Origin of the sequence: Streptomyces tropicalis (assembly GCF_029269835.1) — a bacterium.
Classification (GTDB): domain Bacteria; phylum Actinomycetota; class Actinomycetes; order Streptomycetales; family Streptomycetaceae; genus Streptomyces; species Streptomyces tropicalis.
The window spans coordinates 56,137-75,296 of sequence record NZ_JARJBB010000016.1 but is presented as its reverse complement, the minus strand read 5'-3'; the positions used below and the strand labels follow the sequence as shown (position 1 = coordinate 75,296).

The window sequence follows — 19,160 nt, the reverse complement described above, 5'->3', positions numbered from 1 at the left end:
TCACCGCCGGCTGAAAGCGCGATCGTACGGCTCGTTCGTGGGGACTTCGTGCGGATCCGGCGAGGGACCCGAGATGGTCCGGCGCCGGGGATGTGCAACCTTCAATCTCCCACGGGCGCGGTCTCCTCCCCACCGCACCCCGGTCTTACCTTCGGTAACCTTACTTCGGAGTAAGCACATTGCACCCCAAGGGAGATGGCCATGGCCGACCGCCGCCCGAGCTCCACCGCGCACGGCTCCGGGACCCCCGACGCCGTCGTCCTCGACCGCTCCCCCGCCCTCGCGCCCCTGCTCGCCCGCGGCGCCCTGCGCTCCCCGGGCAAACGCCCCCGCCCGGACGCGCCCGTCCCGCGCACCCGGCTGGTGCTGCCCGGGGTCCGGATCGACCTCGCCCGGCTGGCCGCCTACGAGCGGGTGTGCGCCTTCCCCACCGGTGCGGACGCACTGCCCGTCACCTATCCGCACGTGCTCGGCTTCCCGGCGGCCATGCGGCTGATGAGCGCGCGGGACTTCCCGCTGCCGCTGCTCGGGCTGGTCCACACCTCGATCACGCTGACCCGGCACACCGCCCTGCCCGCGACCGGCACCTACGAACTGGCCGTGCACACCTCCGGGTTGGCACCGCACCGGCGCGGCACGGAGGCCTCGGTGGTGACCGAGCTGCGCGCGGACGGGAAGGTGGTGTGGGAGTCGACGAGCACCTATCTGGCGCGCCACCGGACCGACGGGACCGCGGCCGGGGCCGAGGCGCACGAGGGGCGTCCGGAGGAGGCGCGGGAGCCGCTGCCGGTCCGGGCGGAGTGGCGGATCGCGGGGGACGCCGGACGGCGGTACGGCGCCGCCTCCGGGGACCGCAACCCGATCCACCTCTCCCCGCTCACCGCCCGGCTGTTCGGGTTCCCGCGGGCCATCGCGCACGGCATGCTGACCGTGGCCCGCTGCCTGGCCGCCCACGGCGTCCCCGAGGCCGCCCGGGTCCGGGCGGAGTTCAGGTCCCCGGTGCTGCTGCCCGCGACGGTCGCCTACGCGGCCGACGACGGCGGCCGCTTCGCGCTGCGCGGCGCGGGCGACGGCCGCGAGCACCTGACGGGCGAGGTCCTGCCGCTGCTCAGCTGACCGCGGGGTCCACCGCGGGCGGGGTCCAGGGGCGCCCCTCCATGAGGGCGCCGAGGCCCGACCAGGCCACGTTCATCAGGGTGGCCGCGGCCTGCCGGGAGGTGACCCCGGGCGTGGTGTTGGCCCAGGCGGCGAGGGACTCGGCGGCGCCGACGAGGGCCTCCGCGAGCCCGGTGACCTCCTGGTCGGGCAGATCGCCGTCACGGGTGTCCCGGCCCGCGCGGACGCACCCGGGAGCCGGGGGGACCGCCTCCCGCGCGGCGGCCGCGATCAGCCGGGTGACGAAGGCGACGATCTCCGCGCGCAGCGCGGCCACTTCGGCGGCGAACCGCTCGCCGTGCGTACGGGCCTGCAGGTGCAGCACCGTCCAGCCGTGCGGGTGCCCGGCGGTGTGCGCGAAGAACGCGCGGAGCCCGTCCCAGAGTTGGCGGTCGGCCGGCAGCCCCGGCCGCACACCGGCGCGGACCGCCTCGGCCAGCGTCCCGGCCTCACGGCGGATGCAGGCGGTGAAGAGGTCTTCCTTGGAGTTGAGGTACAGGTAGACCAACGGCTTGGATACGCCCGCCAGTTCGGCGATCTCGTCCATCGAGGCGGCCATGTAGCCGCGCCGGCCGAAGATCTGCACGGCGGCGTCGAGCATCTGCTGCTCGCGCACGGCCCGCGGCATCCGCCTGGTCTTCACGGCACCCATGGGGAAAGCCTACGGTCCGGAGACCGGCGGAAGGCCCGCCGCGCCCGCCCGGAGGCCGGGGAGGGTACGAATCAGGACGCGGAGCCGCCGGCGCGGGCCGCGTCGTCGGCCATGTCCTCCTGGGCGCGGCTGGCGTCGATGTTCGCCTTCATGCGGTCGACCCGGCGGGAGACCTGGACCGAGGCACGGTCCCGCTCCTTGCGCAGCACCACGAAGCTGATCGGGGCCGAGATCACCAGGGCGAGCAGGAGGATCCAGAACGGGTTGGAGGCGCCGAGGCCGCGCGGGGCGAGCCCCGTGAAGACGAGGCCCCAGACCACCACGAGGCAGGCCACGAAGATCCCGAGGCGCATCAGCGTGTAGCGGAGCATCTCAATCCACTCTTTCGTTCCGTGGGTCGCGCCGAGGCGGCGGGGGCGGGGCCGGGGCGGGCCCCCGGGGTCACCGTCCAGTGAAGCACGGCCGGGGCGAGATCTTGCAAGGGGGTACCAAGGGGGTCAAAACCTCAGGTCAGCGGGAGCAGCATGATCACGTCGTCGCGGTCGTCGTCCGGGGCGACGCGGATGGCGCCGGGCACCCGCCCGACCTCCTTGTAGCCGCAGGAGCCGTAGAAGCGCTCCAGGCCGAGCCCGCCGCGGCAGGTCAGCCGGATCGCCTCGATGCCGTCGAAGCCGCGGGCCGCCCCGGCCGCGGCGGCCAGCAGGTCACGCCCGTACCCCTTGCCCTGGTGCCGCGGGTGCACCATCACCGTGTACAGCCACAGCCAGTGGGTCATCAGCCGGTGGGTGTTGAAGGTGAGGAACGCGGCGGCGGCGACGCGCCCGTCCTCGTCGTGGCCGACCAGGAGGCGGGCGCGGCCGTCCGCCATCGCCGTGAGGTGCTTGAGCAGCTCCGCGCGTATCGCCTCCCGGGAGGCGGGGGCCACGAAGCCGACCGCTCCGCCCGCGTCCGTCACGTCGGCCCACAGATCGAGGATCCCGTCCCGCAGGGCGGGGTCCATGGACGGGTCGAGGGTGAACGTAAGGGGCATAGGGCGAGTGTATCCCTTACGAATGCCGGCGCCGTCAGACCCGCATCGGCTGCGGCGACTCCCGGAGCAGCGGGTCGGGACCGTCGTACTCGCGGATGACCTCGTAGCGCGTGTTCCGCTCCACCGGGCGGAAGCCGGCGTCGCGGATGAGCTCCAGCAGGTCCTCGCGGGTCAGCTTGTTCGGCGTGCCGAAGTCGTCCGCGTCGTGCGTGATCTTGTACTCGACGACCGAGCCGTCCATGTCGTCGGCGCCGTGCTGCAGGGCGAGCTGCGCCGTCTGCACGCCGTGCATCACCCAGAAGACCTTCACGTGCGGGACGTTGTCGAAGAGCAGGCGGGAGACCGCGAAGGTCTTCAGCGCCTCCGCGCCGGTCGCCATCTGGGTCCGGGCCTGGAGGCGGTTGCGGACCTTGCCGTCCTTCATGTCCACGAAGTCGTGCTGGTAGCGCAGCGGGATGAAGACCTGGAAGCCGCCGGTCTCGTCCTGCAGCTCGCGCAGCCGCAGCACGTGGTCCACACGGTGCCGGGGCTCCTCGATGTGCCCGTACAGCATGGTGCTCGGGGTCTTCAGACCCTTCTCGTGCGCCAGCCGGTGGATGCGCGACCAGTCCTCCCAGTGGGTGCGGTGGTCGACGATGTGCTGCCGGACCTCCCAGTCGAAGATCTCCGCGCCGCCGCCGGTCAGCGACTCCAGTCCGGCGTCGATCAGCTCGTCGAGGATCTCGGAGGCGCTCAGGCCGGAGATCGTCTCGAAGTGGTGGATCTCCGTGGCGGTGAACGCCTTCAGCGACACGTCCGGCAGCGCGGCCTTCAGCTCGCGCAGGGAGCGCGGGTAGTAGCGCCACGGCAGGTTCGGGTGCAGGCCGTTGACGATGTGCAGCTCGGTGAGGTTGTCCGCCTCCATCGACTTGGCGAGCCGGACCGCCTCCTCGATGCGCATCGTGTACGCGTCCTTCTCCCCGGGCTTGCGCTGGAAGGAGCAGTAGGCGCACGACGCGGTGCACACGTTGGTCATGTTGAGGTGGCGGTTGACGTTGAAGTGGACGACGTCGCCGTTCTTGCGCGTCCGCACCTCGTGCGCGAGGCCGCCGAGCCACGCCAGGTCGTCCGACTCGTACAGCGCGATGCCGTCCTCGCGGGTCAGCCGCTCGCCGGAGCGGACCTTCTCCTCCAGCTCGCGCTTGAGCCCGACGTCCATGCCGTTACCTCTTTCTGAGACAGACTCCGTCAACCGTACCCCCCGCCCACCGGGCCTCCGCGGCCCGGCCGGGCGGGGCCCCGGCACGCGCCGGACCCCGCGTCCCGCAGGGGCTAGACGATCTCCTCGGGCAGCTCGCCGACCCGGTTCTCCCACTTCGTCGACAGCACGACGGTGGTACGGGTCCGGGAGACGCCCTTGGTGCCGGACAGCCGGCGGATGATCCGCTCCAGGCCGTCCACGTCCGTCGCCCGCACCTTGAGCATGAAGGAGTCGTCGCCGGCGATGAACCAGCAGTCCTCGATCTCCTGCAGGTCCTTCAGCCGGCGCGCCACGTCCTCGTGGTCGGCGGCGTCGGAGAGCGAGATGCCGATGAGGGCGATGACGCCGAGCCCGAGGGAGGCGGCGTCCACCGTGGCGCGGTAGCCGGTGATGACGCCGGCCGCCTCCAGCCGGTTGATGCGGTCGGTGACACTCGGTCCCGACAGGCCGACGAGGCGTCCCAGCTCCGCGTAGGAGGCCCGGCCGTTCTCCCTCAGGGCCTGGATGAGCTGCCTGTCCACCGCGTCCATGCGATCGAAGCCTTCCGCTGAAGTGATCCGATGAGAGATCTGCCAGAGTTCTTGAAGTGGTGTTCCCGCGTCCCGTCCACGGGGACGGGGCGGCGCCGGTCGGTCAGGCGGGCCGGGCCCCGCCCAGCTCGCCCTCCCAGCGGCGGTAGAGCCGGTGCGGCACGCCGGCCGCGTCCAGCACGCGGCCGGCGACGAAGTCCACCAGGTGCTGGATGTGCGTGGCCCCGGCGTAGAAGGCCGGCGAGGCGGGCACCACGGCCGCGCCCGCGTCGTCCAGCGTCACCAGGTGCCGCAGCGTCTGCCCGTTCAGCGGGGTCTCCCGCACGGCCACGACCAGCGGGCGGCCCTCCTTGAGGGTCACGCTCGCCGCCCGCTGGAGCAGGTCCTTCGACAGCCCGAGCGCGACCCCCGCCACGCACGCCGTCGAGGCGGGCACGATGAGCATGCCCTTGACCGGGTACGACCCCGAGGACGGCCCGGCCGCCAGGTCGCCGGCGCTCCAGTACCGCACCCCGGCGAGCTCCACGTCGAAGGTGCCGGGCTTGCCGTCGGCGCCCATGGACAGCCATTCCCGCAGGTCGTCCTGCCAGTGGGCGTCCCGGAAGGCGATGCCGGTCTCGTCGAGCAGGGTGAGCCGCGAGGCCCGGCTGACGACCAGGTCGACACTCTCGCCCGCGTCGAGGAGCGCACGCAGCACCGCGGCGGCATAAGGCGTCCCGGAGGCGCCTGAAATGCCCACGATCCAAGGCGTGCGCTGCGATTCTCCTGCGTTCACACCTTGAGCGTACCGGCGGACCGGGCCGCGCTCAGGACCGGCCGGGCGCCACCGGGTCCGCGGGCGGGTCCTAGACCGTCAGCCCCCGCACCAGCAGGTCCAGCAGGGCGCACACGAACAGGGCGATGCCGATGAATCCGTTGACGCTGAAGAACGCCCGGTTCAGCCGGGACAGGTCGTGCGGGCGGACGATGGTGTGCTCGTAGACGAAGGCGCCCGCGACGATCACCAGGCCGAGCCAGAAGAACGCGCCGGCGCCGGTGGCCAGGGCGTACCAGACGAAGAGGGCCGTGGTGAGCGCGTGGCAGACGCGGGCGCCGCGGATCGCCGCCGGGATGCCGAAGCGGGCCGGGACCGACATGACGCCGATCTCGCGGTCGGTCTCCACGTCCTGGCAGGCGTAGATCAGGTCGAAGCCGCCGATCCAGATGCCGACCGCGAGGCCGAGGATCACCGCGTCCCAGGACCACGTCCCGGAGATCGCGAGCCAGCCGCCGACCGGGCCCATGGCCTGGGCCAGGCCCAGGATGGCCTGCGGGAAGTTCGTGAACCGCTTGCCGTACGGATAGACCACCATCGGGATCACCGCGACGGGAGCCAGGGCCAGGCAGAGCGGGTTGAGCGCCGCGGCCGCGCCGAGGAAGACGACCAGGGCGATCAGGGCGCCGGTCCAGGCGTGCCGGACCGACATCGCGCCGGTGACCAGCTCGCGGTGGGCCGTGCGCGGGTTGCGGGCGTCGATCTCGCGGTCGATGATCCGGTTGACCGCCATGGCGAAGGTGCGCAGTCCGACCATGCACACCGTGACGAGCAGCAGCCGGCCCCAGTGGATGTTCCGGTCCCACTGGTACATCGCGGTCAGCGCGGCGATGTAGGCGAAGGGCAGTGCGAACACCGAGTGCTCGATCATCACCAGGCGCAGGAACGCCTTGGTGCGGCCGGGCTGCGGGATCGCGGCGGACGCGGAGGTCACAGGCCGTACTCCTTCCAGCGGCGGTCCACCAGGGCCGCCGTCTCGGGGTCGGAGAGCACCATCTCGGGCCAGCCGCCGTCGCGGGTGTAGCCCTCCTCGGGCAGCTTCCGGGTCGCGTCGATCCCCGCCTTGCCGCCCCAGAACTGCTGGTAGGAGGCGTGGTCGAGGTGGTCCACGGGCCCCTCGACGACCGTGAGGTCGCGGGCGTAGTCCGTGTTGCCCAGCGCCCGCCAGGCGACCTCGTGCAGGTCGTGCACGTCGCAGTCGGCGTCGACGACCACGATCAGCTTGGTCAGCGACATCATGTGGGCGCCCCAGATCGCGTGCATGACCTTCTGGGCGTGCTTGGGGTACTTCTTGTCGATGGAGACGATGGCGCAGTTGTGGAAGCCGCCCGCCTCCGGCAGGTGGTAGTCCACGATGTCCGGCACGATGATCTTCAGCAGCGGGAGGAAGAACCGCTCGGTGGCCCGCCCGAGGGGGCCGTCCTCGGTCGGCGGGCGGCCCACGACGATCGACTGCAGCAGCGGGCGCCTGCGCATGGTCACGCAGTCGATGGTCAGCGCGGGGAAGGGCTCCTGCGGGGTGTAGAAGCCGGTGTGGTCGCCGAAGGGGCCCTCGGGCAGCATCGTCCCGGGCTCCAGCCAGCCCTCCAGGACGACCTCGGCGTTGGCCGGGACCTGCAGCGGCACGGTCCTGCAGTCGACCATCTCGATCCGCCTGCCCGCGAGGAACCCGGCGAACAGGTACTCGTCGATGTCGCCGGGCAGCGGCGCCGTCGAGGCGTAGGTGACGGCGGGCGGGCAGCCGAAGGCGATGGCGACGGGCAGCCGCTCGCCGCGCCGGGCCGCCACCTGGTAGTGGTTCCGGCTGTCCTTGTGGATCTGCCAGTGCATGCCGATCGTGCGCCGGTCGTGGCGCTGGAGGCGGTACAGCCCGAGGTTGCGGATCCCGCTCTCGGGGTCACGGGTGTGGGTCAGGCCCAGGTTGAAGAAGGACCCGCCGTCCTGGGGCCAGGTGAAGAGCGCCGGCAGCCGGTCGAGGTCGACGTCGTCGCCGTGCAGCACGACCTCGTGGACGGGCGCCTGGTCGGACTTGACCTTCTTCGGCGGCACGTGGGTCATCGCGCCCAGCTTGCCGAAGGCCTCCCGCACCCCGACGAAGCCGTGCGGCAGCTCCGGCCGCAGCAGCCCGCCGATCTTCTCCGAGATCTCCGTGTACGACGTCAGGCCGAGCGCCTTGAGCAGCCGGCGGTCGGTCCCGAAGACGTTCATCGCGAGCGGCATGGCGGACCCGCGCACGTTCTCGAAGAGCAGCGCGGGTCCGCCGGACTTCTGCACCCGGTCGACGATCTCCCCGACCTCCAGATACGGGTCCACCTCGGTCTTGATGCGCTTGAGGTCGCCCTCGCGTTCCAGCGCCCTGAGCAGGGAGCGAAGATCGTCGTAAGCCATGCGTCCCAGTATCTGCCACCCGCTACCCTGACCCGGTCACCGGGGGCGCCCCACGCCCGTCACCGTCCGAGGGGGGATCGCGCGCACATGCTCAGGTATCTGCCGTTCCTGCTGGTCCTGGCGCTGTGGATCTACGCCTTCGTGGACTGCCTGAACACCCCGGAGGACGAGGTGCGCGGGCTGCCGAAGATCGGCTGGGTGTTCGTGATCCTGCTGTTCGGCGAGGTGCTGGTGGGTCCGCTCGCCTGGCTGGTCGCAGGCCGGCCTCGGGCGGCCGGGGCCACCGGGTCCGCGTCCGCCGGGGGGCCGCGCGGCGGCCGCCCCGCCTGGGTCGCCCCGGACGACAATCCGGAGTTCCTGCGGTCCCTGGGGAAGGACGGCGGGCGGGACGCGTCGCTGCTGAAGGAGTGGGAGGCGGACCTGCGCCGCCGTGAGGACGAGCTGCGCCGCCGCGAGCGCGGCGAGGATCCCACCGGCTGACGCGGGTCCGGGACGGGCACCGCGCCGCCGCTCCGCGGTCGTTGCCCCCGCGTCCCGCGGGCCGCACAGTGAGTCCATGGAACAGGCGCACGCACAGGCCCAGGCACGCGCATGGCTGGCCACCGCCCTCGCCGAGGCCCGCGCCGGACTCGCGGAGGGCGGCATCCCGGTGGGCGCGGCGCTGTACGGAGCCGACGGCACCCTCCTCGGCCGCGGCCGCAACCGGCGCGTCCAGGACGGGGATCCCTCCACGCACGCGGAGACGGCCGCGTTCCGCGCCGCGGGACGGCAGCGCTCGTACCGCGGGACGACGATGGTGACGACGCTGTCCCCGTGCTGGTACTGCAGCGGCCTGGTCCGCCAGTTCGGCATCACGCGGGTGGTGGTCGGCGAGGCGGAGACCTTCCACGGCGGGCACGACTGGCTGGCCGAGCACGGCGTGGAGGTGGTGCTCCTCGACGACCCGGAGTGCACCGCCCTCATGCGCGCGTTCGTCGCGGAGCACCCCGGGCTGTGGCACGAGGACATCGGCGGGTGAGCCGGCCCGCGGGGTGCGGCTCAGGGGCCCCGGGTGGGATTTCGTGACCCAACGGACATCGCACGACCCGGTCGGAATCAACTCTCCTTTCCTAGAATGGGGCTGCGGCACAACACAGCACGGCGGCACAGCAGCACGACGGATCCGGACCGCGCGGGGGAGAAGCGGTGCACAGAGGGCTGCACGGGCGTGGCGCGTTGTTCGACGGCGAGCCCGCGGGTCTCGTCCCACGACTCGTGGGACTGCGCCCGTACGACCACCTGTCCACCGAGGTCGAGCACCCGGGCGAGTTACCGGTGCTGGTCCTCGCGGGCGGCCGGGGACTGGGCAAGAGCGCGGTGCTGGCCGCGGCATGGGCCGCCTACACCGAGGAGACCCGCCGGGACGGCACCCGCCGGCAGACCCCGCTCGCCCTCCTGGACTGCGAGGAGGAGCAGTTCGCCGGGCCGCCGCACGGCGAGAGCCCCGAGTCCTGGTCCCCGGTGCTGCAGGCGCTGCTGGTCCTCGCCGAGCAGCTCACCGCCCCGGTGCGGCCGGCCGGGAGCATCACCTTCCCGCGGCTCACCGCCGGCCTGGTCGCGGTGCGCGCGAACGACTGGGGCGGCTCCGACTCCGAGCGCATCCGGCGCGAGATCGTCCGCATCCTGCTGCTGAACGAGGGCGGCCCCCGCCTGAGCCACTTCGCCGGGCGCTGGGCGGCCAAGGTGGCCGCGAAGGTCGTCGCGGCGGCCAGCGGGCAGGGGCCGCTGGTGTCGGCGGTCGTCGAGGCGACCCTGGAGGCGCTCTCGGAGCGCTTCACCCACCACCGGGAGCAGCGCCCCTCCACCTGGTACCGCACCTACCCGAACGCCGGCGGCAACGCCGAGCGAGGGCTGATCCTGCTGTCCGGGCAGTTCCGGGCCGGCGCGACCTCCCGCGAGCACGCCGAGCGGCACCTGGTGCGCGCCCTGCTCGCCGACCTGACCGCCGCCTACCGGGGCCCCGGCGCCTACCTCAAGCGCCGCGGCCGCCCGCTGGTACTGCTCGACAACGCGGGCGCGGGACCCGGCCCCGGACTGCTCGGCGCGGTCCTGCACGACCGGGCGGAGGGGATCGCGGACCGGGTCGTGTGGATCGCCACCCTGCGCGGCACCGACCACCCGGCGCTGCCGGACGCGGCCCGGCGCGGGCTGCCCGAGGTGGCCCGGCGGTCCGGCTGGCAGCCCGGCGCCACGCCCTCCTCGCGGGCACTGCTGGTGACGCTGCCGCCGCTGTCCCCCGACGACACCCTCCACCTGGTCGGCGCGGTGTGCCGGGACGCCGAGGTACCGGCCCGGCTTCCGCACGCCGTGCACCGGCTGACCGGCGGCAACCCGCTGGGCATCGTGCTGCTGGCCGCCTCGGCCGCCCGGCAGCCGGAGGAGGCGGTCTCCCTCGGGCGGCTGCTGACCGCGCCGGCCGCGGGCGAGAACGAGCGCGAGGAGGAGACCGGCTCCGGCCGTCCCGCCTACCGCGCGCTCCTCGACCGGCTGGTCCCGGCCGACCGCCTCGACGAGCTGACCGTGCTCGCCGCCGCCCACGACCACGACTCGGCGTGCGCGCTGGCCGCGGCCCGGCTCCCCGACGACTTCGGGCCGGCCGGGGTGCGCACCCTGCGGGCCCGCCTCGCCGAGGAGGGCATGCCGGACGCGCCCGGCCACTTCGTCGGCGACCCCTTCGTGCGCACCCTGCTCCTGCTGCGGCTGCACCACCACGGCGCCGACCACGAGGCGTGGCGGCGGACGCACGGGACGCTGATCGGGCACTACACGCACGCCGGGGACGATCCGGGGGCCGCCCGTCTGCGCCTGTGGCACGAGCTGGCGCTCGGGGACGCGGACGGCGCGGTGGCCTACCTGCGCGACGGCTTCGCCGTCCTCGACACCCGCGTCTGGCTGGACGTGCTCCGCTTCGTCGCCTCCGCGCCCTACTTCCACGCCCACGACGCCGGCGGCCGGGACTTCGCCGGCCACGACGACCGGCGGGCCCGGACCGCGCTCGGCACGACCGACGCGGACCGGCTTCCGCCGGCGGACGCGGACGCCCTGCTGCACCTGCGGACACGGCGGCTGCTGCACGCGGTCTGGCAGCTGACCGACCCGCTGGTGCTGCCCGACCCGAAGGTCGGCGAGCGGCTGCGGTTCGAGCTCCAGCAGCTGTCCGAACTGCGGCCCGCGGGCGGCTCGCTGCTGTTCGAGGCGTCCCGGGGCTGGCCGGGGGACGCCCTCGCCGGGCGCCCGCTGCGCCTGCCGGACGACGACCGCGCGGGCCACCGGACCGGGGAGGCGTGATGGCGCGGGACCGTGTGACGGTGCGGGTCCGGCGGGTGCTGGAGGTACGCCTGTACCGCTGGCTCGCCCTGCTGGTGACCGCGGCCCTGGTGACCGGGCTGGTCCTCGCCGTGCGCGCGCTGCTGCACGAGGACCGCTCCTGCGCACCGGGGGTGGCCCGGCCCGCGGGCAGTGCGGAGTGCGTGGGCGTGTCGACGTCGGCCTACGACTTCGGGCGGCCGCGGTACCGGGAGGCGGTCCGGGCGATCGACCGCGAGAACCGCTCGCTGAAGCCGGGCGGCTTCGTCACCGTGGCGCTGTTCCTGCCGTTCACGTCGTCCACGCCGTCGAACCTGAACGACGTCCAGCACGAGCTGCAGGGCGCCTATCTGGCCCAGTACCAGGCCAACCACGAGTCCAACGGGGAGACGCCGGCGATCCGGCTGGTCCTCGCCAACCCGGGCGCGACCGGCGCGTACTGGCGCGGCACGGTCGACCGGCTGGACGCGATGACCAGGAGCGCGGACCGGTTGCGGGCGGTGGCGGGGATCGGGCAGAGCACCGACGCCAACCAGCAGGCGGTGCGGGAGCTGACGCGGCGCGGGATCCCGGTCGTCGGCTCGTCCATCACCGCCGACGACCTGGCCGACGGCGAGGGCGGCCGGGACCCGTACCCCGGGCTCGCCCGGGTCTCCCCCACGAACACCGACGAGGCCCGCGCGCTCGCCTCCTTCGCCAAGGTCAGCACCGGCCGGTCGCTGCTGGTGTACGACAAGCCGGGCGACCCGTACACGCGGACGCTGCAGCGGGCGTTCTCGGGGCTGGTGGGCAACTCGCCGTACGAGCCGCAGCCGTTCACGCCGCCCGACGACCGCAGCCAGGAGGGCACGACCGCGAACACGTTCCGGCAGATCACCGACCTCGTCTGCGACACCTCCCGGAGCACCGACACCATCCTGTTCGCGGGCCGGCACACCCAGCTGCGGCAGTTCGTCAACGCGCTCGGCGGGCGCGGCTGCCAGGACCGGCGGTTCACCGTGCTCACCGGCGACGAGGGCTCGTACCTGACCGGTGACCGGGCGCTCGACCGCGCCGCCCTCGCGCACCGCCTCTCGGTGCGCTTCGCCGCGCTGGCCCATCCGGACGCCTGGGCGAAGGACGCACCCGCGACGGGCGGGTCGGCCGCGGCCGTGCGGACCCTGCGGGCGCTGCTGGCGCAGGCCGCGCGGGCGCCGGCGGGACCGCTCGGCCCGGTCGCGCTGGACGACGGGCAGCTGATCATCGCCTACGACGCGGTGCGGCTGGCGGTGCACGGCATCCGCCAGGCCACCTCGGGCGGCACGGTCGTCCCGCCGCCGCTGGCGGACGTGGGCCTGCAGTGGCCGCAGGTCAAGGGCTCGCTGCGGGTGGACGGGGCGAGCGGGTGGATCTGCCTGGACGCGCACGGCAACCCGTACGACAAGGCGGTGCCGGTGGTGGAGCTCACCCCGCAGGGCGGGTCGCGGTTCGTGAAGGTCGCCTGGCCGGAGGGCAGGCCGCCGGGTCGGGAGTGCCTGCCGCCGTCGTAGCCGGCGGCGGCGCCCCGGCCCGCGCGGCGTACGGCGCCGAGGGACGGCGCCGAGGGACCGGCGGCTAAGGGCTCTGCGGCGGCGGGGCGGGACGCAGCTGCTCGATCAGCCGCTCCAGGCGGTCGCGCCAGCTCTGCTGGGACGCCGCCTCCTCGCCCTGGAACTCGTGGGTGAGCCGCAGGATGGTGCCGCCGTCCCCGTCCCGCTCCAGGTGCAGGCGGATCCGTCCGCCGTCCTGCACCGTGTACTCGGCGAGCCGGTCCACGTCCCAGGCGGTGACCTGGCCGGACCCCAGGTCACGCAGGGTGACCGCGCCGCCGAGCCGGGGTTCGAGGACGTCGGCCTCGACCCACCAGGCCGCGAGCCCCTCCGGGGTGGACAGCGCGGGCCAGACCGTCTCCATGGGGCCGGGCAGCCGCACGAGGAAGTGCAGGATGTGCGTGTTCCCGTGGGTCTGGCTGGTGCCCTGTTCGACGGATCCGGTCATGTCACCAGCCTGGACCCCGCCCCGGGCTTTTGCACCCGCCCGGGGCGGAGCGGGATCAGACGCCGGCGTAGGAGTGCTTGCCGCCGACGAAGAGGTTCACGCCGTAGTAGTTGAACAGCCAGCAGCCGAAGGCGATGAGCGCGATGTACGCGGCCTTGCGGCCCTTCCAGCCGGCGGTGGAGCGGGCGTGCAGGTAGCAGGCGTAGGCGACCCAGGTGATGAAGGCCCAGGTCTCCTTGGGGTCCCAGCCCCAGTAACGGCCCCAGGCGGACTCCGCCCAGATGGCGCCGGCGATGATCGTGAACGTCCACAGCGGGAAGACGGCCGCGTTCACCCGGTAGGCGAACTTGTCCAGGGACGCCGAGGCGGGCAGCCGCTCCAGGACGGAGGTGGCGAAGGTGCCGGGCCTGCCGCCGGACTGGAGCTTGCTCTCGTAGGAGTCCTTGAACAGGTACAGCAGGGTGGCGACCGCGCCGACGTACAGGACCGCGCCGCAGAAGATCGCGGTGGAGACGTGGATGTACAGCCAGTACGAGTGCAGCGCGGGGACGAGCTGGTCGCTGGCGGTGTACAGGACCGTGACGGCGAGGCCGAGGTCGAGCAGGACCGTGGTGGTCAGGAACAGGCCGAGCCAGCGCACGTTCTTCTTCAGGGCGAGCAGGGTGACGTAGACGCCGACGGCCACCGTGGAGAAGGTGATGTTGAACTCGTACATGTTGCCCCACGGCGCACGCTGCACCGAGGCCGCGCGGGCGACGACGCCGCACAGCTCCACGAGGAAGGCGAGCACGGTCAGGGACACCGCGATCCGGCCGTACAGGTCGCCCTGCGCGTCGCCGCCGTGCGCTCCGGGCCCGTCGGGCACGTCGCGGGCGCCGGCGGCGGACCGGACGACGACCTCGGGCCGCTCCAGGACGGTCGTGCCGCCCGCGGACCGGACGGCCACGGCCGGGGCGGCCTTGGCCCCGCCCTGGGCGGTCCCCTCCTGTGCGGTCAGCGCGGCCGCCGTGCGGGCGACCTTGCTGCGGCTGCCGAAGAGCCATTCGGCGATGTACGCGAAGAAGGCCAGGGTGTAGACGGCCATCGCGGAGTAGACCAGCGTGTTGCTGATGCCGGCGAGGTGTTCGTTGGTCGCCGTGGCGAGCTCGGTTGCGGCGGGAGTCACTTCGTGTCAGCCCCTTCGACGGGTGCGGGGGTGTCGGCGTCCGGCTCCCGGTCGGGGTCGGCGTCGCTGTGGGTGGGGGCCCGGTCGTGGACCAGGGCGGCCAGGTGGCCGATCTCCTCGGGGAGCTTCGCGGACTCGCTGCGGCCGAGGCCCGCGATCTCCACGACCGTCACGCCGTCGGCGCCCTCGACGGCGCGGACCCAGACGCGGCGGCGCTGGATGAACAGCGAGCCGGCCAGGCCCAGGATCGCGGCGACCGCACCGGCCAGCGCCCAGTCGGTGCCGGGCTGCTGGACGATCTGGAAGCCGGCCCACTCCTTGATGTCCTTGTCGAAGGTGATCGACCCGGCGCCGCCCGGCAGCTTCATGGTCTCGCCGGGCAGCAGCCGGGCCTTGACGATGTTGCCCTTGGCGTCCTTGAACTGCTTCAGGTTCTTGGTGTCGAGCTGGTAGACGTTCTGCGGGACGCCCGCGTCGACGCCGAGGTCGCCGTGGTAGCCGGTCACCGCGAGGACGGGGAAGTCCAGCGCGGGGAACTGCGAGAACATCGTGCCCTTGCCGGCGCCGGCGAAGGTCGGCACGAAGAACGCCTCGAAGCCGAGCTGCTCCGACCTGCCCTGCGGGCTGCGGTAGCCGTCGAAGACCTTGATCGCGCCCTGCGAGGTGACGTTGGGGTCCATCGGCAGCAGCGGCACGGCCTGGTGGAGCACCACCTTGCCCTTGCCGTCCCGGACCGTGACGGTCGGGGCGTAGCCGTGGCTGACCAGGTACACCCGGGCGTCACCGACCTCCAGCGGGTGGTTGGGCGAGATGCTGCCCGCCCGCTGCCCGCCCTCGGCGCCCACGCTGTAGTCGACGTCCGCCCGGTAGATGCGCGGGGTGCCCTTCTGCGGGCCGGTGCGCTCGTACGTCCCGGTGAACTTCTTCAGGTCGAAGCTGAACGGCACGAGGTTCGCGTCGTCGAAGAGGTTGCCGGACTTGAAGTCGTCGTACTGGGTGAGGGTGTTGGAGAAGCCGTCGCCCTCCACCACCAGCTTGTTGCCCTCGGTCTTGTACAGCTGGCCCCAGGCGAAGGCGACCAGCAGCACGATCAGCGCGACGTGGAAGAGCAGGTTGCCGGCCTCGCGCAGGTAGCCCTTCTCGGCGGCGACGGCGTCACCGGTGGGGGCCCCTCCCTGCTCGAGCGGAGCCGAGAGCTTGGGGGAGTGGGTGCGGAAGCGGCGCTGCCTCAGCGCCTTCAGCGCGGCCTCGCGGACCTCGTCCGGGGAGGCGGCGGTGCGCCAGGTGGCGTACGCGGGCAGCCGGGTGAGCCGCCTGGGGGCGCCCGGCGGCCGGCTGCGCAGCTGGCCGACGAACTGCCAGGTGCGCGGCACGATGCAGCCGATGAGGGAGATGAACAGCAGGATGTAGATCGCGGAGAACCACACCGAGCTGTAGACGTGGAACAGGCCGAGCTCGTCGTAGACCGGCGCCAGCGTGGTGTGGGCGTCCCGGAAGTCCTGGACCTTCAGGGCGTCGGAGCCGGTCTGCGGGATCAGCGAGCCGGGGACGGCGCCCAGGGACAGCAGGAACAGCAGCAGCAGCGCGACCCGCATCGAGGTCAGCTGCCGCCAGAACCAGCGGGCCCAGCCGAGGGCCTCGCGGCCGCTCCAGGCGAGCCAGCCGGCCGCGCCGGGGGCGCGGCTGCCGCCGAAGGACCCCGGGACCGCGGTCTCCACGGGGGCGGTGGACAGCTGGGAGCCGGCGGCGCCCAGGTCCTCGTCGCCGGACGGGACGGTGCCCGGGGTCTCGCCGGTGGTCGTGTCGCTCATGGATCAGATCCCCACAGTGAAGCCGTCGGACCAGGTCTGCATCTGCTGCACCAGGCTGTCCCAGGCGCCGGTGAGCAGCGCCACCCCGGTCAGGATCATCATGGTGCCGCCGATGCGCATCACCCACGCGTAGTGGCGCTTGACCCAGCCGAAGGCGCCGAGCGCCTTGCGGAAGGCGATCGCGGCGACCACGAACGGCAGGCCCAGGCCGATGCAGTACGCCACGGTCAGCAGGGCGCCGCGGCCCGCGCTCGACTGCTGGGAGGACAGGGCCAGCACGGAGCCCAGGGTGGGGCCGATGCACGGGGTCCAGCCGATCCCGAACAGGGCGCCGAGCAGGGGCGCGCCGACCAGGCCGGCGGTGGGCCGGGTGTGGAAGCGGAACTCTCGCTGGGTCAGCCAGGGCATCAGGCCCATGAAGAACAGGCCCAGCACGATCATGAGGACCCCGAGTACCTGGGACAGGGTGTCCCGGTGCGCCTGGAGCGTCTGCCCGAAGAAGCCGAAGAGCGCTCCGCCGGAGACGAAGACGACCGTGAAGCCGAGCACGAACAGGGCGGCGCCGGCGGCCATCCGGCCGCGCCGGGCGTCCGCCAGGTCGGTGCCGGTGACGCCGGTCACGTAGGACAGGTAGCCGGGCACCAGGGGCAGGACGCACGGCGAGAAGAACGAGACGAGGCCGCCGAGGACGGCCACCGGCAGGGCGAGCAGCAGGGCCCCGCTGAGCACCGTCGTGTTCTGCCCGGGGATCGCGGCGAGCTGGGTGGCTGCGGTCACGTCACTTCTCCGCGAGGACCGGGGCGATCATCGAACGCAGCCGCTCCTCGCTGAGCGGGGACAGCGAGCGGGCGGCGATCCGGCCGTCGCGGTCCAGGACCAGCGTGGAGGGGATGGTCTGCGGGTTGAGCGTGCCGCGCTGGAAGCGCAGCATCAGCCGGCCCGTCGGGTCGTACAGGCTCGGGTACGTGATGCCCTGCTGCTTCTCGAAGGCGACGGCGGGGCCGGTCTGGGTGTCGCGGGTGTTGATGCCGACGAACTGCACGCCCCGGCCCTCGAGGCTCCGGTAGACCTTCTCGAAGCCGGGCGCCTCGGCGCGGCACGGCGGGCACCAGGAGCCCCAGACGTTGAGGACGACCACCTTGCCCTTGTAGGCGGAGACGTCCAGCTGCCGGCCGTCGATCGTCCTGCCGGACAGGTCGGGGGCGGCGGCGCGCTTGCCCTGCGGGGCGGTCGCGACGCCGTCCTTGCCCATGACGAAGTTGGTGCTGTTCCCGCCGCCGGAGGTACCTCCGGAACCGCACGCGGACAGCAGCAGTGCGGCGACGGCGGCACCGGTGGCGGTCAGGGCGGCACGGCGTGTGCGGTTCGACCGGTTCGAGCACAGGGGGGCGCGGCTGGCGGCACTCATGTGAAAAGTTTCGCATGCCCGTTCTGGGGATCTTTCCCACCCCCCTGGCGACCGGTGAGCAGCATGTCAGGCGGCCGACGGCCCGGCCGCCGTGCGCTGCCCGCCGGCCGGGCTCCCGGCGGTGCCGGTGCCCGTGGCCCCGGTGCCGCTCATGAAGCCCTTCCAGCCCCCGGCGGGGCGCTGCCCGACCTCCAGGGTGCGCAGCTTCGCCAGCACCTCGGGCTTCTGCACGTCCATCCAGTCGACGAACTGCCGGAAGGAGACCATGCGCACATCGGCGCCCTTCTCCTTCTCCCGGGCGATGTGCTTGAAGGCCTCTTCCACGGAGTCCATGTAGATGCCTCCGTTCCAGTGTTCGAAGTGGTTGCCTATGAAGAACGGTGCCCGGTTCGTCTCGTATGCCCGCTGGAAGCCCTGGATGTACGCGTCGGCGGACTGACGGCGCCAGCCCGGGTAGTTGTAGGCGGGGGCCTTGGTGGAGTTCACGGACTGGTTGGCCAGCATGTTGTAGTCCATCGAGAGGACCTCGAACCGGCGTCCGGGGAAAGGTATCTGCTGAAGGGGCAGGTCCCAGACGCCCATCTTCTTCTGCGGCCAGGTCTGGCGGCCGCCGGGCGAGGAGGCGTCGTAGCGCCAGCCGAGCGCGCGGGCGGTGGGCAGCAGGTTGTTCTGGCCGAGCAGGCAGGGAGTGCGACCGCCCGCGAGCTCCTTGTCGTAGTCGAAGGGCAGCGACGGCAGGTCGGTCCAGCCGGTGTTGGTGCGCCACTGCTTCACGAAGGACTTCGCCTGGTCGATCTCGCTGCGCCACTGCCGGGGCGTCCAGTGGGCGACCGTGCCGTGGCCGGAGCAGAAGTGGCCGTTGAAGTGGGTGCCGATCTCGTGGCCCTCGAGCCAGGCCCGGCGGACGTTGGTGAGCGTCGCCTTGATGTGCTCGTCGGTCAGGTAGCCGATGTCGGAGGCACCGCGCGCGTTGTTCGGCGGGTCGTACAGGCGCTTCTTCGACTCGGGCAGCAGGTACAGCCCGGACAGGAAGAAGGTCATGTGGGCGTCGTGCTGCTTGGCGAGGTCGAGGAAGCGCGGGAAGAGGCCGTTGCCGACCTCGCCCGCCCCGTCCCAGGAGAAGACGACGAACTGCGGCGGGGTCTCGCCCGGCTCCAGCGGCACGGGCGGCGCGGGCTGATGCGGCTGCTTGCCGGTGTACGAGGTCGAGCCGTCGCCTATCGGCCGCGCGGGCTGCGTCGTCCCGGGGTCGGCGCCCCCGCCGCCGGAACCGGTGGAACGGCCGGAGGCGTCCGACGAGTCGAGGGAGCCACAGCCCGCCAGCCCGACGGCGGCCGCGGCGCCCGCGCCGAGACCGAATATTCCCCTTCGGGAGATGGTGCGCATGAAGTCCCCGATCCGTCATGTCCTGAGGTGGTCACCCACTCAGAGGGCATGACGAACGGGGAGGTTCCGTGGCCCGTTACGGATTTGGCCACGAACGTGACGAACGTGTCCATATCTGCTTGAAAGCTTGCCCCACCCATGTCCGGTGCCTTGCCCTCGCTTTACTGCCCCGCCACGGCGCCTTCACAGCGCCGCGGCGGGCGGGCGGCGTCCGGGCACC

19 protein-coding genes are annotated in these 19,160 nt (G+C 72.9%); 5 read left to right on the top strand and 14 right to left on the bottom strand.

Annotated features, from left to right (window positions below; genetic code table 11):
- Nucleotides 1–201 precede the first annotated feature (201 nt).
- Complete coding sequence (locus P3H78_RS25365) at nucleotides 202–1,116, top strand: MaoC/PaaZ C-terminal domain-containing protein (RefSeq protein WP_276111470.1); 915 nt, start codon at nucleotides 202–204, stop codon at nucleotides 1,114–1,116.
- Here P3H78_RS25365 and P3H78_RS25360 read toward each other — a convergent pair.
- The 8 genes from P3H78_RS25360 to P3H78_RS25325 form a co-directional block, all read right to left on the bottom strand.
- On the bottom strand, nucleotides 1,109–1,807 hold the full coding sequence (locus P3H78_RS25360; RefSeq protein WP_276111469.1) for a TetR/AcrR family transcriptional regulator: 699 nt from the start codon (nucleotides 1,805–1,807) through the stop codon (nucleotides 1,109–1,111). The two genes, P3H78_RS25365 and P3H78_RS25360, sit on opposite strands and share 8 nt — an antisense overlap.
- Before the next feature lie 71 nt (nucleotides 1,808–1,878).
- A complete protein-coding gene (locus tag P3H78_RS25355; protein WP_276111468.1) occupies nucleotides 1,879–2,178 on the bottom strand; it encodes a DUF4229 domain-containing protein in 300 nt (99 codons plus the stop codon).
- 134 nt (nucleotides 2,179–2,312) lie between these two features.
- Nucleotides 2,313–2,837, bottom strand: coding sequence for a GNAT family N-acetyltransferase (locus tag P3H78_RS25350; protein WP_276111467.1), 525 nt, complete (start codon nucleotides 2,835–2,837; stop codon nucleotides 2,313–2,315).
- A gap of 34 nt (nucleotides 2,838–2,871) precedes the next feature.
- The gene (gene mqnE, locus P3H78_RS25345) at nucleotides 2,872–4,035 is read right to left on the bottom strand and encodes an aminofutalosine synthase MqnE (protein ID WP_276111466.1); all 1,164 of its coding nucleotides are present in this window, start codon (nucleotides 4,033–4,035) and stop codon (nucleotides 2,872–2,874) included.
- 113 nt (nucleotides 4,036–4,148) lie between these two features.
- Nucleotides 4,149–4,607 carry an Lrp/AsnC family transcriptional regulator gene (locus tag P3H78_RS25340; protein ID WP_276111465.1) on the bottom strand — a complete coding sequence of 153 codons (459 nt, stop codon included), beginning with the start codon at nucleotides 4,605–4,607 and terminating at the stop codon, nucleotides 4,149–4,151.
- 103 nt (nucleotides 4,608–4,710) lie between these two features.
- A complete protein-coding gene (locus P3H78_RS25335) occupies nucleotides 4,711–5,382 on the bottom strand; it encodes a UbiX family flavin prenyltransferase (RefSeq protein ID WP_276111464.1) in 672 nt (223 codons plus the stop codon).
- A gap of 70 nt (nucleotides 5,383–5,452) precedes the next feature.
- Nucleotides 5,453–6,355, bottom strand: coding sequence for a menaquinone biosynthesis prenyltransferase MqnP (mqnP, locus tag P3H78_RS25330; protein ID WP_276111463.1), 903 nt, complete (start codon nucleotides 6,353–6,355; stop codon nucleotides 5,453–5,455).
- Nucleotides 6,352–7,809: a menaquinone biosynthesis decarboxylase gene (locus P3H78_RS25325; protein ID WP_276111462.1), complete on the bottom strand. Its 1,458-nt coding sequence runs from the start codon at nucleotides 7,807–7,809 to the stop codon at nucleotides 6,352–6,354. Before P3H78_RS25325 ends, mqnP begins: the two co-directional genes overlap by 4 nt.
- An 87-nt stretch (nucleotides 7,810–7,896) precedes the next feature.
- Between P3H78_RS25325 and P3H78_RS25320 the strand changes: the two genes are divergently transcribed.
- From P3H78_RS25320 to P3H78_RS25305, 4 genes are all read left to right on the top strand, one after another.
- A complete protein-coding gene (locus P3H78_RS25320; protein WP_276111461.1) occupies nucleotides 7,897–8,289 on the top strand; it encodes a PLD nuclease N-terminal domain-containing protein in 393 nt (130 codons plus the stop codon).
- Nucleotides 8,290–8,365: 76 nt separating this feature from the next.
- Nucleotides 8,366–8,827 (top strand): nucleoside deaminase, encoded by a 462-nt coding sequence (locus tag P3H78_RS25315; protein ID WP_276111460.1) that lies wholly within the window; start codon nucleotides 8,366–8,368, stop codon nucleotides 8,825–8,827.
- A 167-nt stretch (nucleotides 8,828–8,994) separates the two neighbouring features.
- Nucleotides 8,995–11,136: a hypothetical protein gene (locus P3H78_RS25310; RefSeq protein ID WP_276111459.1), complete on the top strand. Its 2,142-nt coding sequence runs from the start codon at nucleotides 8,995–8,997 to the stop codon at nucleotides 11,134–11,136.
- Nucleotides 11,136–12,683 carry a type 1 periplasmic-binding domain-containing protein gene (locus tag P3H78_RS25305; protein ID WP_276111458.1) on the top strand — a complete coding sequence of 516 codons (1,548 nt, stop codon included), beginning with the start codon at nucleotides 11,136–11,138 and terminating at the stop codon, nucleotides 12,681–12,683. The genes P3H78_RS25310 and P3H78_RS25305 overlap by 1 nt, the downstream gene beginning before the upstream one ends.
- 64 nt (nucleotides 12,684–12,747) lie before the next feature.
- On the opposite strand, the gene P3H78_RS25300 is transcribed toward P3H78_RS25305, so the two are convergent.
- The 6 genes from P3H78_RS25300 to P3H78_RS25275 all read right to left on the bottom strand — a co-directional run bounded on the left by P3H78_RS25300 (nucleotide 12,748) and on the right by P3H78_RS25275 (nucleotide 18,940).
- Nucleotides 12,748–13,170, bottom strand: coding sequence for an SRPBCC domain-containing protein (locus tag P3H78_RS25300; protein WP_276111457.1), 423 nt, complete (start codon nucleotides 13,168–13,170; stop codon nucleotides 12,748–12,750).
- 55 nt (nucleotides 13,171–13,225) lie between these two features.
- Nucleotides 13,226–14,335 (bottom strand): c-type cytochrome biogenesis protein CcsB, encoded by a 1,110-nt coding sequence (gene ccsB / locus P3H78_RS25295; RefSeq protein ID WP_276111456.1) that lies wholly within the window; start codon nucleotides 14,333–14,335, stop codon nucleotides 13,226–13,228.
- Nucleotides 14,332–16,146: a cytochrome c biogenesis protein ResB gene (gene resB, locus P3H78_RS25290; RefSeq protein WP_276111455.1), complete on the bottom strand. Its 1,815-nt coding sequence runs from the start codon at nucleotides 16,144–16,146 to the stop codon at nucleotides 14,332–14,334. Before resB ends, ccsB begins: the two co-directional genes overlap by 4 nt.
- Before the next feature lie 3 nt (nucleotides 16,147–16,149).
- Entirely contained in the window at nucleotides 16,150–16,923 is a 774-nt protein-coding gene (locus tag P3H78_RS25285) for a cytochrome c biogenesis CcdA family protein (RefSeq protein ID WP_276111454.1), read from the bottom strand.
- Between the two features lies 1 nt (nucleotide 16,924).
- Nucleotides 16,925–17,554 carry a TlpA family protein disulfide reductase gene (locus tag P3H78_RS25280; RefSeq protein ID WP_276111453.1) on the bottom strand — a complete coding sequence of 210 codons (630 nt, stop codon included), beginning with the start codon at nucleotides 17,552–17,554 and terminating at the stop codon, nucleotides 16,925–16,927.
- Nucleotides 17,555–17,620: 66 nt separating this feature from the next.
- Nucleotides 17,621–18,940 carry a polysaccharide deacetylase family protein gene (locus tag P3H78_RS25275; RefSeq protein WP_276111452.1) on the bottom strand — a complete coding sequence of 440 codons (1,320 nt, stop codon included), beginning with the start codon at nucleotides 18,938–18,940 and terminating at the stop codon, nucleotides 17,621–17,623.
- Nucleotides 18,941–19,160 lie beyond the last annotated feature (220 nt).